The organism is Pseudomonas sp. AC239 (genome assembly GCF_979258545.1).
The window spans coordinates 4,520,745-4,536,683 of sequence record NZ_OZ409864.1 but is presented as its reverse complement, the minus strand read 5'-3'; the positions used below and the strand labels follow the sequence as shown (position 1 = coordinate 4,536,683).

Genomic DNA, 15,939 nt, shown 5'->3' with positions numbered 1-15,939 from the left:
TGTGGAGTCAGTTTTTCGCCAGAAATGGCCGGTGGTCCTGTTGACCATCGGCCTCTACCCCGCTTTCACCGTCGACGTTCGCGCCGACGACAATCTCGACAGCAGCTTGCGCAGCATCAGCCCGTCGCAACTGCAACAACCGGCAGGCAATGACCATCGTCAGCGCCCTGCCCTTACTTCCAAAGCGTCCGCCGATGCGGACGCGTTGGGTCTGGAACAAGCGGTCAGGCTCGCCGTGGACTGGCACCCACGGATCGGCGAGGCCATCGGCACCCTGTTCCAGCAAGGCGAAGGGGTCAACGTCGCCGAATCCGGCTATTACCCGCAGGTCACCGGCGGCATCAAGGGTGGCTACACCAGCGGTTACGGCAGCGATGCGGGCAGCCAGTCGGTGAACATTTCCCTCAAGCAGATGCTGTATGACTTCGGCAAGGTTTCCAGTTCGGTCGACGCCGCCCGCGCCCGGGTGGCGCGCAGTCAGGCCGGAATCCTGTTGGCGATCGACGACATCGCCCGCGACACCGCCAGGGCCTACATCGAAGTACAGCGTTATCAGCGTCTGCTCGAGGTTGCGCGTGAGCAGATTCAGGGCATCGGCGGCATCGTCGACCTGGCCAGGCAACGCAGCGACATGGGCGCCAGCACCCGCTCCGATATGGTGCAGGCGCAGTCCCGGGCCGAAGGCGCGACGGCCACATTGCAGGAATTCAAGGCGCAATACGCGCGCTGGCAAGCGACGCTGACCAGCCTGCTCGGACGGCGCACGCCGCCGGCAGTCAGCGACGCTGCCGCGCCGACGCTGACTCAGGCCTGTGACGCCTCGCAAATCTCCGACACCCTGCCCGCTGTTCTCCAGGCGGCCGCGCAACGCACCCAGGCCCAGGCCGAACTGGCCCAGGCCAAGGCCGAAGCCTATCCGACGCTGTCGCTGCAACCGTCGGTCAACCAATACCTGGACGACCACTACGACGATCAGAACTCGCGCGCCGATCGCACTCAGGTCGGAATCTTCCTCAACCTCGAAGTGCCGATCTATCAGGGCGGTGCGATCAGTGCGCGCAGCCGCGCCGCCGGGCATGCGCTGACCGCAGCGGACTCGGCGGAAGACTTCGCCCGCCTGCAAGCGCGCCAGGGTCTGGCTGAAGCCCAGGCGCAAACCTCGGGCCTGAACCGACGGCTGCGTTCGCTGGAGTTTCGCCAGAGCAGCATCACCGAGGCGCGCATGTTGTATGGCCGCCAGTACCTGGAACTGGGCACGCGGCCGCTGCTCGACCTGCTCAACGCCGAGCAGGAAATCCATCAGTCGCGCTTCGATCTGGTCAACACCCAGGCTGATCTGCAACGCCTGCAGATCGACTGCTTCTACAACAGCGGTGCGATTCGCCGGGTCTTCGGCATCGACCACAGCGCCATCCAGAATGTCGAGATCCTGCCATGACCGATGCCAGCATCACTGTTCCCGAACCCGCCGCGGCCGAAGCTCGCGAAGATTATTCGCCGTGGCTGGAAGCCGTTCTCAAGGTCGCCCGCCACTACCGCCTCGACGTCTCGCCGGAAAGCGTCCGTCTGGCATCGGTGCACAGCGAAGGCCGCGTCGAAGAAGTGGTTCGGCACATGGCGCGTCAGGCCGGTTTGAGCGTGAAATTCGCGGTATTCGACAACAAGAGCCTGAGCCGCTGGCGCACGCCGCTGGTGGTGCAACTGCGTGATGGTCAGGTCGGCGTGCTCGAAAGCATCGGCGAAACCGGCGAGCTGGGCATCTGCTTCAGTGGCGATCAAGGTTTGCAGAGTCGCATGGAGGCTGGCGCGCTCGCCGAGCAGGCCCTGCGCACGGTGATTTTGCGCCCGACGCAACCGGTGGCGGACGTGCGCACCAACGACTACATCAAGCCGTACGACGAACACTGGTTCCGGCGCATCGTCCTCACCGATCTGCGCCCTTACAGCCAAGTGATGATCGCCTCGCTGGTCGCCAACCTGCTGGGCATGGCCGGGGTGCTGTTTTCCATGCAGGTGTACGACCGGGTTATTCCGGCCGAGTCGCTGCCGACCCTGTACGTGTTGTTCGGCGGGGTGATGCTGGCGCTGCTGTTCGATTTCGTCATGCGCATTCTGCGTCTGCGCATCACCGATGTGCTGGGCAAGCGCGCCGATTTGCGCGTCTCCGATCTGGTCTTCGGCCACGCTTTGCGCCTGCGCAATTCCGCGCGACCGAAATCCACTGGCTCGTTCATTTCGCAGTTGCGCGAGCTGGAGCAGATCCGCGACCTGATCACCTCCAGCACCGCCACGGCACTGGCGGACATGCCGTTTTTCCTGCTGTTCCTGCTGGTGTTCTATTTGATCGGCGGACCACTGATGCTGATTCCACTGGTGGCGCTGGTGTTCATGTTGTTGCCCGGGATCATCGCGCAATCGCGCCTGGCGCGATTGGCCAATGCCTCGATGCGTGAAGCGGCGCTGCGCAACGCCATGCTGGTGGAAAGTATTCAGGGCCTCGACGACATCAAGGCATTGCAGGCCGAGCAGCGTTTTCAGCAACAGTGGAACCAGTACAACGCCGCCTCGGCGGACAGCAGCCTGCGCCTGCGCACCTTGACCAACAGCCTGGTGGCGTGGACGCAGAACGTACAAGGCGGCGTGTTTGCGGTGGTCATCGTGTTCGGCGCGCCCATGGTGATTGCCGGCGACTTGACCACCGGCAGCCTGGTCGCGGCGTCGATTCTGTCGTCGCGGATGATGGGCCCGATGGCGCAACTGACCCACGTGCTCACCCGTTGGCAGCAGGCCAAGGTCGCGCTCGAAGGCCTGAACCGGATCATGCAGATGCCGGTGGATCATCCCGAAGGCAGCCAGCGCGTGCACCTGCCGGCGATTCGCGGCGACTACCGCATGCGTCAGGCCAGTTTCCGCTACAGCGAAGAATCGACCCCGGCGCTCAACAACATCGATCTGAGCATTCGCCCCGGCGAGCGCATCGCCCTGCTCGGCCGCAACGGCGCTGGCAAGTCGACGTTGCTGCAAGCACTGGGCGGCGCGATGGATCTGAGCAGCGGTGAAACCACGCTGGACGGCATCGCCCTGGCGCATCTGGATCCGGCCGATCTGCGCCGCGATGTCGGCCTGCTGTCGCAACAGGCGCGACTGTTTCACGGCACCCTGCGCGACAACATCACCCTCGGCGCCGGTCAGGCCAGCGATCAGGAAATCATCGCCGCGCTGACTGTCACTGGCGCGCTGGATTTCGTTCGGCAGCTGCCCAAAGGCATGGATCATTTAGTGCTTGAAGGTGGCTTGGGCCTTTCGGGCGGTCAGCGTCAGAGCCTGTTGCTGTCGCGCTTGTTGATCCGCCAGCCACAAGTGCTGCTGCTCGACGAACCGACGGCCGCGCTCGATGACGTCACCGAACGGCTGCTGCTGGAAAAACTCGCGACCTGGACCCAGGGCCGAACGCTGGTGGTCGCCACGCACCGGGTCAGTGTCCTGCAACTGGTCGAGCGGATCATCGTTCTCGACAACGGACGTATCGTCATCGACGACCATCGCGACGCGGCACTGGCGCGGTTGCGCACACCGGGCAAAGGAGTGACGGTATGAAGCCGATGATGACCGACGTGCCGGACCCGATGTCCTACCTCGACGGCCGCGATGAGCGCGCACTTGCCGGTGGTGCAAAAGTGATCTGGGGTTGCGCGCTGATGCTCGCCTGTTTCATTGCCTGGGCGGCGTGGTTTGAGATCGTCGAAGTCTCGACCGGTACCGGCAAAGTGGTGCCCAGCTCGCGCGAGCAGGTGATTCAGTCGATGGAGGGCGGCATTCTCGAACAGCTCAACGTCAGCGAAGGCGCTTTGGTCGAGCGCGGGCAGATTCTCGCGCAACTGGACCCGGTGAAGAACCAGTCCAACGTCGGCGAAAGCGCGGCCAAGTACCGTGCAGCGCTGGCCAGCGTCAACCGCTTGCAGGCCGAGGTCAGCGAAAAGCCCCTGACTTTCGACGCATCGCTGCAGGAATTTCCCGAGTTGATCCGCGCCGAAACCGAGCTCTATCAGACCCGGCGCAAAGGTCTGGCGGAAACCCTCGACGGAATTCAAAGCTCGCTGAAACTGGTGCGCAGCGAACTGGCGATCACTGAAAATCTGGCGAAAATCGGTGCATCGAGCCGGGTCGAGGTGCTGCGCCTGACTCGCCAGCGCTCCGAACTGGAATTGAAGGCCACCGAAGCCCGCTCCGATTACATGGTCCGCGCCCGCGAAGACCTGGCCAAGGCCAACGCCGAAGCGCAGATGCTCGAAGCGGTAATCCGTGGTCGCACCGATTCACTGTCGCGTCTGACCCTGCGCTCGCCGGTGCGCGGCATCGTCAAGGACATCGAGGTCAGCACGATTGGCGGCGTCATTGCACCCAACGGCCAGGTCATGCAGATCGTGCCGCTGGATGAACAACTGCTGATCGAGACGCGTATCTCGCCGCGCGACATCGCCTTCATTCACCCGGGCCAGGCGGCGAAAGTGAAAATCACCGCCTATGACTATTCGATCTACGGCAGCCTAGACGGCGAAGTGGTGACGATCTCGCCGGACACGATTCAGGACGAAGCCAAGCCGGAAATCTTCTACTACCGCGTGTTCATCCGCACCGCGTCGGATGAACTGCGCAACAAGGCCGGAAAACGCTTCGCCATCGTGCCCGGGATGATCGCCACGGTGGACATCCGTACCGGCGAAAAAACCGTGCTGGACTATCTGATCAAACCACTCAACCGCGCCCGCGAAGCGTTGCGCGAACGCTGATCAGCGGCTGGCCAGCTTGGTCGCCGGTGGCGCTGTCGGGGTGATGCTGGCCTGATAGCGCGACCACTCGCGATTGATCTCCGCGTACGGCAAAAAGATGCTTACGCGCGGTTGATCGAGCAAGTCCTTGCGCTTGAGGCGGCTGACGTCGTCACGGGTGAGGAACGCCACGTTGATGCCGACCACTTTGCCATCGGCGGAAAACACCGGCCCGCCGGACATGCCTTTGGCCAGTGCGCCATTGTGGGTGCCGTAAAGCACGTTGCCCTCTTTGACGTCGAGGCGAACCATGGCCGGTAAAGCCTGGCCGGTGCCCTTGATTGACATGTACAGCGAATTGAATCCCACCGAAGTCAGCTCTTCGCCCGGCGTGTAGCCGCGCCACGCCGGCACACTACTGGCCTTGTGACGGAAGAACTGCACGTCTGCCTGCCCCTGGAAAACCGTGCCCGACAAGTAAGGAATGTGCTTCACCGTCACGGCAAAATCCTCATTCCATTGCACAGCCGAACCCATCAACAAGTAAGGCAAAGGCGCGCCGGAGTGAACGACAAAGGCTTGGTCTAAAACAGGATCCTGAACAAAAGCGACTGGCATTCCATTGCACCCGCTGAGCAGCAACGACGCTGCAACAAGTGACTTGAGGGGGCGCATTTTCGGTACATCTTGAAGTGAGGGAAGGTGCTGCAATATGTCATTGCGCCATCACTTCTAGCAATAGCCTGAGCCTACCGCTTGTCGGCATGCGATATAGTGAATCAATGATTGGATCCAAGCAATTTCCCGGCAATGCACGCGATCAACAGCGAATGGACACAAATGATCGCGATTGTCTTCAACCAGGTCGAATGATTCCATGCTGACGCAGTTTGCGATACAGCGTATTGCGGCTGATGCCCAGACGACTGGCAACACGCGCGACATGCCAGTGCTCCGCCTCAATCAAGCTCAGCAACGTCTGGCGTTCGGATACGCCCAGTGGATCGTCAACAGGTTGGTCGTGACTTGCTGGCAGTAACTCCTGCACATCCTCCAGCGTGACCCGCCCGTCCACCGCTAACGCTACCAACGTCCGCAAACAGGTGCGCAGTTGCCGGACGTTGCCCGGCCAGGGCTGCGCCAGCAAGTGCTCTCGAACTCCCGCTTCCAGCCGCACATTGGCGCCCGCCATTTCTTCGCGCAGCAACAGGTCAAGCAGACGGCCCTTGTCGGAACGCTCGCGCAGCGGCGGCAGTTCCACGGCGAAACCGCCAATGCGATAAAACAGATCTTCGCGCAGGCGTCCATCAGCCACGCAGGCTTGCAGATTCTGGTGGCTGGCGCTGATCAAACGGACATCGAGCGCGCGTGGCGTTGCGCTGCCCAGCGGCACGACCTGGCGCTCTTCGAGCACCCGCAGCAAGCGTGTCTGGAGCGCGAGGGGCATGTCGCCGATTTCGTCGAGAAACAGAATGCCGCCATGGGCCTGCTCGAGCTTGCCGACCATGCCGTCCTTGCGTGCGCCGGTGAAGCTACCGCCGCGATAGCCGAACAGCTCGCTCTCGATCAGCGTTTCAGGAATGGCCGCGCAGTTGATCGCGATAAACGGCTGGCCTGCACGGGAGCTGGCGCGGTGCAGCGCTGCCGCAAAAGCTTCCTTGCCGGTGCCGGTTTCACCCTGCAGAAACACCGGCACGTCACGTTCCAGTACACGCAACGCGCGGGCGAATCCGCGTTGCAGGCGCGGGTCTTCCAGGCACACGCGCTCGTCACTGATGTTTGCAATGGCCGGGATGGTCAACGGCGCGGAGCGAATCGGTTCACGCAACTGGCCATAGAACAGGCGTCCATCTACCAGCCGCATCGGCCAGCAGACGTGGGCCTGAGCACTGGCCTGATCGAGCAACTGCTCCATCGGCGTTTCCAGCAGCAGGGTCAGCGACTGCCCGACCATTTGCTCGCGGCTCAGGCCCAGCAGATCCAGCGCAGCCGCATTCACCGAACAGATCCGCGCACTCTCGTCGAAGCTGAGCAGGCCTTCACCCAGCAGTCCGACAAACCCGGCATCCGGATGAAACCGCAGCAAATAGCGCTGCGGATCGTGGCCAAGGAAAAAACAGCTCTCGATCAACCTGGCCGACAGATTGGTCAGGGCCATGGCCTTGAAGCGATGCTCAAGGCTGCTCTCCTCGCGCACCGAAGACAGGTTGAGCACCGCGAGCAACTCGCCGCCGGCGTCGAATATCGGGCTGGCCGAACAGGTCAGGCCGACGTGCTTGCCACGGAAATGCTCGTCGCGGCGAATGGTCACGTGCTGGCGCTCGACCAGGCAGGTGCCGACACCGTTGGTGCCCTCGTGCTCCTCGCTCCAGACCGAGCCGAGCCACAGCCCGGAGCGCTGGAATTCACCGCGTTCAGCCTCATTGAACACGCTGTCGATGGCCACGCCGCGTGCATCGGTGAGCAGCACGACATGGCCGTCACGCCCCAGTTGCTGGTGCAGGCTGTTCATCTGCCAGTGGGCGACGGAAATGATGTGTTCCAACGGCGCACGGTGTTCGCGCAAGCGTGCCTGTTCAAGCACATCCGGCGCGCGGCGGCTGGCCGGATCGAGCTGGTATTGATCCAGGCAACGCCGCCATGAGCGAGTGATCGCCAGGTCTGCCGCCGCGCCGGGACTGGCTACAGTGCCCTGCACGGCTTGCAGCACCTGGCGTGCGTGGGCGTTGATCGAGGCCGGTTTCATTGTTGTTGTGCTCCGCTTCGGTGAAGACACGGTCTGTCCGCAGCTTAGATGAAAAGCTCGCCGCGAGGGAATCTCGCGCCGAGTGACACAGTGTCATCCTCGATTCCCGAATTCGTGACAGGGCGCCCTCTGCACCTCGCTCCGATTTTTGCATCAGACGCTCTGGCCAGCGCCTTTCAAAGAGCTGGCCCAAGCCTTGCTCTGGTGCCATGGCTTACCAAAACAACAAGATCGGGAGTGGCCCCATGAACATCGCTATCGAAACCCCTTTGCAAACGCCAACAGCGCAACTTGCCGCTTGGGTCGAACGCCTCGGCGAACGTCTGGCGCAACGAGATGTGGACGGCACGCTGGAACTGTTTGCCGATGAATGCCACTGGCGTGACTTGCTGCTGTTCAGCTGGAACCTCGTCACGCTGGAAGGCAAACCGGCGATTCGCGACATGCTCGAAACACGCCTTGAGCAGACCCGGCCCGAGCGCTGGCAACTCGAAGGTGAAGCCACGCTCAGCGACGGCGTGCTCGAAGGCTGGATGAGCCTGGAAACCGACATGGCGCGCGGCAAAGGCTACGTGCGCCTGAAGGACGGTTTGTGCTGGACGCTGCTGACCACCATGCGCGAACTCAAAGGCTTCGAAGAATCCAGCGGCCGCCGCCGGCCGATGGGCGCGAGCCACGGCCATGCCCACGCTGACAAGCGCAACTGGCTGGAGCGCCGCCGCGATGAAGAAGCGGCGCTGGGCATCACCACGCAACCGTACTGTCTGATCGTCGGCGGCGGTCAGGGCGGGCTCGGCCTCGGCGCGAGGCTTAAACGCATGGGCGTACCGACGCTGATCATCGACAAGGCCGAGCGCCCCGGCGATCAATGGCGCGGCCGCTACAAGTCACTGTGCCTGCACGACCCGGTCTGGTACGACCACATGCCCTACCTGCCCTTCCCCGACCACTGGCCGGTGTTCACCCCGAAAGACCAGATCGGCGACTGGCTGGAGATGTACACCAAGGTCATGGAACTCAACTACTGGCCGCGCACTGAATGCCTCGGCGCTACGTTTGACGAACAGACTGGCCGCTGGACCGTGGAGGTCCTGCGCAACGGCGAGCGCATCACCCTGCAGCCGACGCAACTGATCCTCGCCACCGGCATGTCTGGGGTACCGAATGTGCCGGTGTATCCCGGCGCCGAAGACTTCAAGGGCCAGCAACATCACTCCAGCCGTCACCCCGGCGGCGATGCGTGGAAAGGCAAGCGCGCAGTGGTCATCGGCGCGAACAACTCGGCCCACGACATCTGCGCCGATCTGGTGGAAAACGGCACCGAGGTGACTATGGTGCAACGTTCGAGCACGCACATCGTGCGTTCGGACAGCCTGATGGAACTGGTTTTCGGCGGGCTTTATTCCGAAGAGGCGCTCGAGTCGGGTCTGACCACGGACAAGGCCGATCTGCTGTTCGCCTCGATTCCGTACAAGGTCATGCCACAGTTTCATCGGCCGGTCTTCGACGCGATCAAGGAGCGCGACAAGGACTTCTATGAACGCCTGACCCGCGCGGGTTTCATGCTCGATTTCGGCGATGACGAATCGGGTTTGTTCATGAAATACGTACGCCGTGGCTCGGGTTACTACATCGACGTCGGCGCCTCGGAACTGATCGCCAACGGCACGATCAAGCTCAAGAGCGCGCCGGGCCTCGGTGTCGAACGCATCGAAGCGGATGCAGTGGTGCTCACCGATGGCAGCCGCTTGCCGGCCGATCTCATCGTTTATGCGACAGGTTATGGCTCGATGAACGGCTGGGCGGCGAAGCTGATTTCTCAGCAAGTCGCCGACAAGGTCGGGCGCTGCTGGGGCCTGGGTTCCGGCACCACCAACGACCCCGGCCCGTATGAAGGCGAACTGCGCAACATGTGGAAGCCGACCCAGCAGCAAAACCTCTGGTTCCACGGCGGCAACCTGCATCAGTCACGGCACTATTCGCTGTACCTGGCGTTGCAGTTGAAGGCTCGTTTCGAAGGCCTCGACACCGCTGTTTATCGTCTTGCAGAGCGGCATCATCTGGGCTGATTCCGCAAGGGGTCGTTCGTCGGTGCGCCGGCCAGGCGCACCGGCGAACTGGAAAGTGCGTGCTAGGGTGTCTAGCCAGAGCACATTTCAAACCAGGAAAAATGCGGAGGATTCATGCCACTTCATCCCATCCTGTTCATGGGCGGTTCCGGCGCTATCGGCCACCAGACGGCCCGCGCATTGCGCGCGGCGCATCCCGACGTACCCTTGCTGATCGGCGGACGCGACCTCGCCAAGGCTGAGCAAACCGCCGAGCACATCGGCAATGCCCAAGCTGTGGTCATCGATGCTCGCGCAGAAGATCTGGGGCTGGGTGATCGCCCGGTCAGCGCTATCGTCCTGTTCTACATGGACCACGCCCTCGCCGGGCTGCGCTTTGCGCAAAAGCGTAAGGTGCCGCACCTGAGCATCTCTTCCGGCGTGTTCGAAATCGCCCCGCAAATCGCCAGTTTCATTCACGCGCCTGACGCGTCTCCCATTGTCCTCGGCTACGAATGGATGGTCGGCGCCACCACAGTTGCGACGCTGCACATCGCCAAGGCATTCGCCCGCGTGCACGACATCCGCATTCATGCACTGGTCGACGAACAGGACGGCGGCGGCCCGACCGTAGCCGTCGATTTCGAACACCTGAACAAGATGCTGCCCGCTGCGCTGACCCGCCGCGACGGCAAATTCATCTGGCGCGAAGGCGACGACGCCAAGGTCAGCTTCCGCGCCGTCGACGGTACGACCCTGCAGGGCGCCGGCTTTTCCTCGATCGACGTCACCGGCCTGGCCGCCGCCACCGACGCCCCGAACGTCGAGTTCAACCTCGCCAGCGGCATCAGCTCGACCCGGCGTCAGGGCCAGCCGATGTCGACGGAAATCCTCATCGAACTCGAAGGCACGGATCGCGATGGACAGCCGCTGCGCACACGGCATGCGGTGGTTCACCGCGCGGGTGCGGCGGCGTTGACCGGGCTCAGTGTGGCCATGTTGCTGGAGCGATTGGTTGGGCTGAATGGGCAAGCGCCTGTAAGGCCGGGGCTGTATTTTCCGTATCAGTTGCTGGAGGCACAGGTGTTTTTGCAGCGGTTGAGAGAGGACGGTGGGGAGTTGATCGAACTACTTGAGTGAGACGGCGCACAGGTCGCTCGACACTTGAACTGCTCGTTTGAGAGAGTACCGGTCCTGCCCGCCACTGCTCGCAAGGATTGATTGCCTTTGTGTCGGGGCCGATGCCGGTGGAGGTGTGGGAGATCACGCGCAGCGAATGGCTCACTGCGCAGACTCAGGGCTGCTGAGTTTGACGCCGCGACAGACCCTGCTCGCGGTTTTTTCAGTCATTCCTTCACCGGTTGCGCCTGTGGGATCGGATAGATGACTTGCCCGGAATCCAGATTGCGAATCTCGGATTCGATGCTGATGGTTGATATCTCACGTCCTGGGGGTCCGCTGATGGAGCTGCTGGTGGAGAAGTCCACCACGTAACGCTGACCGGCACGGAACTCGACATCGCGCGCACCGAAGCCGCATTTGGCACCGCCCGTACCCAGCCCGTTCATCGATACCCAGCACCAGCCCAATGAGTGCTTCCCGGGCGTAAGGCGTAGCGCCTGCTTGCCGGAAACATCGAGAATTGACGCACGACCGGCGCCCGGCAATGGTTGGCCATCCACTTGCGTGGCCAGCAGCAGTCGGTGAAAAGGCACACCGATAGCGCGAAATTGAGTGGTCGCGAAGTACACAAGCGCGGCGTCGGGAGCGTTATTGGAAAGATCATAAGGCGTCATCGATTCCGGCGCCCATTCGCCCTGGTAATCCTTGTAGTGATAGTTAGAGCAGGCGGTGGTGAAAATGGCCGCCAGCAGAACAGCGGATAGCTTGAGTTGTGAATTGAAAAACGACGAACGCATTGTTCTTCCTTGCTGAGATACCTACGGCCGCTTCGTCAACAGCGGCCGTCTCCGGCGAAAAGTGATATCGCTATGCTATCACTTCAACTATCCCAAAGCCTCTGCGTCCTGTTCTTGTGCGAGAAAAAAGACCCGCCGCACGACGGGCCTCTTATGCCTTTACTTCGATTCAGGCTGATTTCACCGTGTCAGCCTCTTGGTTGTTCTCAGGCCGAATCCTGAACCAGATCGCGTACATCGCCGGCAGAAACACCAGCGTGATAATCGTGCCAACAAACGTGCCGCCGATCAGCGTGTAGGCCAGCGTGCCCCAGAACACCGAGTGGGTCAGCGGAATGAACGCGAGAATCGCTGCAAGCGCGGTCAATAACACCGGGCGCGCCCGTTGCACTGTCGCTTCGACTACGGCATGGAATGGCGCCAACCCTTCCTGCTCGTTGTGATGAATCTGCCCGATCAGGATCAATGTGTTGCGCATCAGAATCCCCGACAGCGCAATCAACCCGACCAGCGCATTGATGCCGAACGGCTGGTTGAAGATCAGCAGCGTCGGCACCACACCGATCAGGCCTAACGGCGAGGTGAGGAAAACCATGATCATCGCCGAGATCGAGCGTACCTGGATGATGATGATCAGCAGCGTCATGGCGATCATGATCGGCAGCAACGGCAGGATCGCTTTGCCGGCCTTGCCGGACTCTTCGATGGCGCCCGCCTGTTCAATCCGGTAGCCGGAAGGCAGGTTTTCGATGATCGGCTGCAACTGCTGGATGATTGCGCCGGAAACGTCCGGCGGCTGCAAACCTTCGGCGATGTCGCCACGCACAGTGATGGTCGGCGTGCGATCGCGGCGGCGCAGGATCGGGTCTTCCATGCGCACTTCGATCTGGCCGATCTGCGACAGCGGGATGCGCTGCCCCGCCGCTCCGACCAGCGTAAAGCCTTCGATCTGCGCCGGATCCAGCCTGATATTGCCCGCCGCGCGGCCGACGACCTGCACTGAACGGATGTCCTCGCGAACCGCCGTGATCGGCACGCCGCTGAGCAGAAACTGCAACTGCTGGGCGACTGCGCTGGACGTCAGCCCCACTGCCTGCAAACGGTCCTGATCCAGGTTGAAATGCAACGTCGGCGCCAGCGGCCCCCAGTCGGTGTTGACGGTTCTCATCATCGGGCTGTCCTGCATCACCACCCTGACCTGCTCGGCGATCTCGCGCAGTTTCGCCGGATCAGGCCCCATCACCCGGTAGGCCACCGGGAATGGCGAGTACGGCCCGAAGACGATTTGCGTGGCCCGAATGCGCGCTTCTGGAGCAAGCCCTTCGGCGACCGCTTCACGCAAACGCAACTTCAGAGTTTCACGGGCGTCCTGGCTGTCGGTCAGCACGACGATTTTGGCGAACGATGGATCCGGCAACTCCGGCGCCATTGCCAGGAAAAACCGTGGCGCACCCTGGCCGATATAGGCGGTGACGATTTTGGCCTCTTCCTGCTTGTGCAGCCAGGCTTCGACTTTGGCCGCCGCGGCGCTGGTCTGCTCGATGGATGTGCCGTAGGGCATCTGCACTTCGATCATCACTTCCGGGCGGTCAGAGGTCGGAAAGAACTGTTTCTTCACCAGCCCCATGCCTGGGATCGCAACGGTGAACAACACGACAACCACGCCCGCCACCAGCCATTTGCGCGTAATCACCCACGCCAGAATCCGCCGAAAACGGTTGTAGCGCGGCGTATCGTATATCGCCGCATGCCCGCCTTCGACCTTCTTGATATCCGGCAACAGCTTCACGCCCAGGTACGGCGTGAAAACCACGGCGACGACCCACGACGCAATGAGCGCGATGCCGACAATCCAGAACATGTTGCTGGTGTATTCACCTGCCGTTGATTGCGCGAATCCGTTGGGCAAAAAGCCAATCGCCGTCACCAGCGTACCGGCCAGCATTGGCGCTGCGGTATGGCTCCAGGCATAGGCCGAGGCCTTGATGCGGTCGTAGCCCTCCTCCATTTTCACCACCATCATTTCAATGGCGATGATCGCGTCATCGACCAGCAAGCCGAGCGCCAGAATCAGCGAACCCAAGGTGATCCGGTCAAAGTTCTTGCCAGTGGCCGCCATCCCCACAAACACGATCGCCAGGGTCAACGGCACTGCCGCTGCGACCACCACGCCGACACGCCAGCCCATGCTGAGAAAGCACACCAGCATGACCACCAGCAGCGCGACAAAGAATTTGACCATGAACTCGCCGACCGCCGAGTCGATATTCACCGCCTGATCGGTGACTTTCGACAGCGTCATGCCCAACGGCATTTCTTCGTTGATCCTGACTGTCTCGGCATCCAGCGCCTTGCCCAGATCGAGGCCGTTCCAGCCCTCGCGCATGATCACGCCGAGCAATAACGCTTCTTCGCCGTTGTTACGTACCAGAAAGGTCGCGGGGTCTTCGTAGCCGCGCTCGACCGTCGCGACATCAGACAGCTTCAGGGTGCGTCCCTGCGCGACAACCGGCGTGTCACGAATTTTCTGCAACGTGTCGAACGCGCCGTCGATGCGCAAAAACACCTCTGGCCCTCGGGTTTCGACCGATCCGGCGGGCATCAGCGCGTTCTGATTGTTCAGCGCAGCAAAGATGTCCTGCGGCGACAAGCCCAGCGTCGCCAAGCGATCATGGGAAAACGAAACGAATATCCGCTCGGACTGCTCGCCGATGATGTTGACCTTTTTCACCCCCGGTACGTGCAACAGGCGTTGGCGTAAAGTCTCCGCGTCGCGCACCAGCAAGCGCTGCGGCTCGCCCTTGCCTTTCAAGGCGAACAGCGCGAAGGTCACGTCGGAAAACTCGTCGTTGACCATCGGCCCGATGACACCCGTCGGCAGCTTGATCGCTTCGTCGTCGAGCTTTTTCCGTGCCTGATAGAACTCTTCCTGCACCTGCGACGGCGGTGTGCTGTCGAGCAACGACACCACGGTGAATGCGAGACCCGGGCGGGTGTAGGTTTCCGAGCGGTCGTACCACTTCAATTCCTGCAGACGCTTTTCGAGGGGTTCGGCGACCTGATCCTGCATCTCTTGCGCGGTGGCCCCCGGCCACGCAGTGATCACCGTTAGCTGCTTGACCGTGAACGGCGGGTCCTCCGCCCGGCCCAGTTTGAAGAACGACAGGACGCCGGCCACGGCGATCAGAAAAATCAGAAACACCGTGATTGCGCGCTGGCGAACAGCGATGGCGGAAAGGTTGAACCGGCCCTCGCTCATGGACGGCTCCCGGCAACCTGGCCATCGTCGCGCGCAAGCAAGCGCACTTCTTCGCCATCGCGCAGCAGATGCGCGCCCAGCGCAACAATCGGTTCACCGACGTTGAGCTGGCCAGCGACACGGGCCGAATCATCGCTCAAGCCCAGCACCTCGACCGGGCGCCAGCTCACTTTCGCCGGTGTGCCTGCGATCACCCACACACCGGGGCCCTCGCCTGCGTTGTAGATCGCGGCGATGGGCACTTTCAATGCCTGTCTTGGCGCAGAACCCTGGCCGATATCAAGGGTGACCGTCGAGCCGATTGGCGCATTGGCCAACCTGCCTTCGAGCACATAGCGCGCCTCAAAAGTACGAGTGGTGCTGTCGGCCGAATCGGAAAGCAGTCGCAGTTTTGCGCTCACGGCAGCCGACGTATCGCCATACAGTTTTGCCTGAGCGGTGGAGCCCGGTGCGGGCCGCATGGTCTCGGGCAAATGGATGATGGCCTCCCGCTGACCGGCTCGCGCCAGCCGCACCACCGGTTGTCCCGGGCTGACGACTTGCCCCGGTTCGGCGAGGGTTTCCACCACCACGCCATCAGCGTCCGCCAGCAAAACCGCGTAACCCGAGGCGTTGCGCGCGACGTCCGCTTGCGCCACAGCGGCATTGAGTTGCGCCCTGGCGGTGTCGGCTGCTGCTTTGAACTGATCGTAGGCCGATGCCGAAATAGCGCCGGCGGCGACGAGTTTGCGATTGCGCGCTTCGTCACCGGCAGTCTGTATGGCTCGGGCGCGAGCGGCGCTCACCGCTTCTTGCTGGGCTCGCGCCTGCAGGCCGAGGTCGATCGGGTCCAGCCGCATCAGTGGCTGGCCGCGCTTGACCGTCTGACCGGTATCAACCAGACGCTCGAGCACCTTGCCAGAGACGCGAAAGCCCAGATCGCCCTGGGTGCGCGCAGCGACGACGCCGGTGAATGATCGTGTTCCATTTTCTGCCGGTTGCACCGCCGCCGATCTGACAATCGGCGCCAAGGTACGTGGATCTTTTGCGCTGGAGGAATCCCCGCACGCCGTCAGGGCCAAGGGCAACAAACATACCGCGAGGGGGAAAGGTCGGAGCCGGCGCATGGAATTCCTTTACTGAAAATAGGATGATCATCATATTCTCAATCCTGTGACCGATACCGTCAACAGTCACTATGTCTCCGGCCCGATTTTCA

The 15,939-nt window shown here is 62.1% G+C and carries 10 protein-coding genes; 5 read left to right on the top strand and 5 right to left on the bottom strand.

What is annotated here, in order from left to right:
* Nucleotide 1: 1 nt before the first annotated feature.
* From ACZ0AZ_RS20870 to ACZ0AZ_RS20860, 3 genes are read left to right on the top strand one after another with little or no spacing between them, the layout of a single operon-like run.
* On the top strand, nucleotides 2-1,438 hold the full coding sequence (locus ACZ0AZ_RS20870) for a TolC family outer membrane protein (RefSeq protein WP_463538041.1): 1,437 nt from the start codon (nucleotides 2-4) through the stop codon (nucleotides 1,436-1,438).
* On the top strand, nucleotides 1,435-3,597 hold the full coding sequence (locus ACZ0AZ_RS20865; protein WP_463538040.1) for a type I secretion system permease/ATPase: 2,163 nt from the start codon (nucleotides 1,435-1,437) through the stop codon (nucleotides 3,595-3,597). The genes ACZ0AZ_RS20870 and ACZ0AZ_RS20865 overlap by 4 nt, the downstream gene beginning before the upstream one ends.
* 5 nt (nucleotides 3,598-3,602) lie before the next feature.
* Complete coding sequence (locus tag ACZ0AZ_RS20860; RefSeq protein WP_463538797.1) at nucleotides 3,603-4,790, top strand: HlyD family type I secretion periplasmic adaptor subunit; 1,188 nt, start codon at nucleotides 3,603-3,605, stop codon at nucleotides 4,788-4,790.
* Here the strand turns inward: ACZ0AZ_RS20860 and ACZ0AZ_RS20855 are convergent, their stop codons facing one another.
* Both ACZ0AZ_RS20855 and ACZ0AZ_RS20850 read right to left on the bottom strand, forming a co-directional pair.
* The gene (locus ACZ0AZ_RS20855; protein WP_129998515.1) at nucleotides 4,791-5,270 is read right to left on the bottom strand and encodes a trypsin-like peptidase domain-containing protein; all 480 of its coding nucleotides are present in this window, start codon (nucleotides 5,268-5,270) and stop codon (nucleotides 4,791-4,793) included.
* Nucleotides 5,271-5,625: 355 nt separating this feature from the next.
* Nucleotides 5,626-7,515, bottom strand: a complete 1,890-nt coding sequence (locus ACZ0AZ_RS20850; protein WP_463570706.1) for a sigma-54-dependent Fis family transcriptional regulator — start codon at nucleotides 7,513-7,515, stop codon at nucleotides 5,626-5,628.
* Between the two features lie 245 nt (nucleotides 7,516-7,760).
* Here ACZ0AZ_RS20850 and ACZ0AZ_RS20845 point away from each other — a divergent pair, with 245 nt between their 5' ends.
* Nucleotides 7,761-9,584: an NAD(P)/FAD-dependent oxidoreductase gene (locus ACZ0AZ_RS20845; RefSeq protein ID WP_129998513.1), complete on the top strand. Its 1,824-nt coding sequence runs from the start codon at nucleotides 7,761-7,763 to the stop codon at nucleotides 9,582-9,584.
* A 114-nt stretch (nucleotides 9,585-9,698) separates the two neighbouring features.
* Complete coding sequence (locus ACZ0AZ_RS20840; RefSeq protein ID WP_463538039.1) at nucleotides 9,699-10,703, top strand: NAD(P)-dependent oxidoreductase; 1,005 nt, start codon at nucleotides 9,699-9,701, stop codon at nucleotides 10,701-10,703.
* Between the two features lie 206 nt (nucleotides 10,704-10,909).
* Here ACZ0AZ_RS20840 and ACZ0AZ_RS20835 read toward each other — a convergent pair whose 3' ends face one another.
* The 3 genes from ACZ0AZ_RS20835 to ACZ0AZ_RS20825 form a co-directional block, all read right to left on the bottom strand.
* On the bottom strand, nucleotides 10,910-11,482 hold the full coding sequence (locus ACZ0AZ_RS20835) for a hypothetical protein (protein ID WP_129998511.1): 573 nt from the start codon (nucleotides 11,480-11,482) through the stop codon (nucleotides 10,910-10,912).
* Nucleotides 11,483-11,651: 169 nt separating this feature from the next.
* On the bottom strand, nucleotides 11,652-14,741 hold the full coding sequence (locus ACZ0AZ_RS20830) for an efflux RND transporter permease subunit (RefSeq protein ID WP_463538038.1): 3,090 nt from the start codon (nucleotides 14,739-14,741) through the stop codon (nucleotides 11,652-11,654).
* A complete protein-coding gene (locus tag ACZ0AZ_RS20825; RefSeq protein ID WP_129998509.1) occupies nucleotides 14,738-15,847 on the bottom strand; it encodes an efflux RND transporter periplasmic adaptor subunit in 1,110 nt (369 codons plus the stop codon). Before ACZ0AZ_RS20825 ends, ACZ0AZ_RS20830 begins: the two co-directional genes overlap by 4 nt.
* Between the last annotated feature and the right edge of the window lie 92 nt (nucleotides 15,848-15,939).

Coding starts and splice junctions, on each gene's coding strand:
- ACZ0AZ_RS20830 (WP_463538038.1), bottom strand. CDS start 14,741: ATGAGCGAGGGCCGGTTCAACCTTTCCGCCATCGCTGTTCGCCAGCGC.
- ACZ0AZ_RS20850 (WP_463570706.1), bottom strand. CDS start 7,515: ATGAAACCGGCCTCGATCAACGCCCACGCACGCCAGGTGCTGCAAGCC.
- ACZ0AZ_RS20835 (WP_129998511.1), bottom strand. CDS start 11,482: ATGCGTTCGTCGTTTTTCAATTCACAACTCAAGCTATCCGCTGTTCTG.
- ACZ0AZ_RS20845 (WP_129998513.1), top strand. CDS start 7,761: ATGAACATCGCTATCGAAACCCCTTTGCAAACGCCAACAGCGCAACTT.
- ACZ0AZ_RS20865 (WP_463538040.1), top strand. CDS start 1,435: ATGACCGATGCCAGCATCACTGTTCCCGAACCCGCCGCGGCCGAAGCT.
- ACZ0AZ_RS20840 (WP_463538039.1), top strand. CDS start 9,699: ATGCCACTTCATCCCATCCTGTTCATGGGCGGTTCCGGCGCTATCGGC.
- ACZ0AZ_RS20860 (WP_463538797.1), top strand. CDS start 3,603: ATGATGACCGACGTGCCGGACCCGATGTCCTACCTCGACGGCCGCGAT.
- ACZ0AZ_RS20825 (WP_129998509.1), bottom strand. CDS start 15,847: ATGCGCCGGCTCCGACCTTTCCCCCTCGCGGTATGTTTGTTGCCCTTG.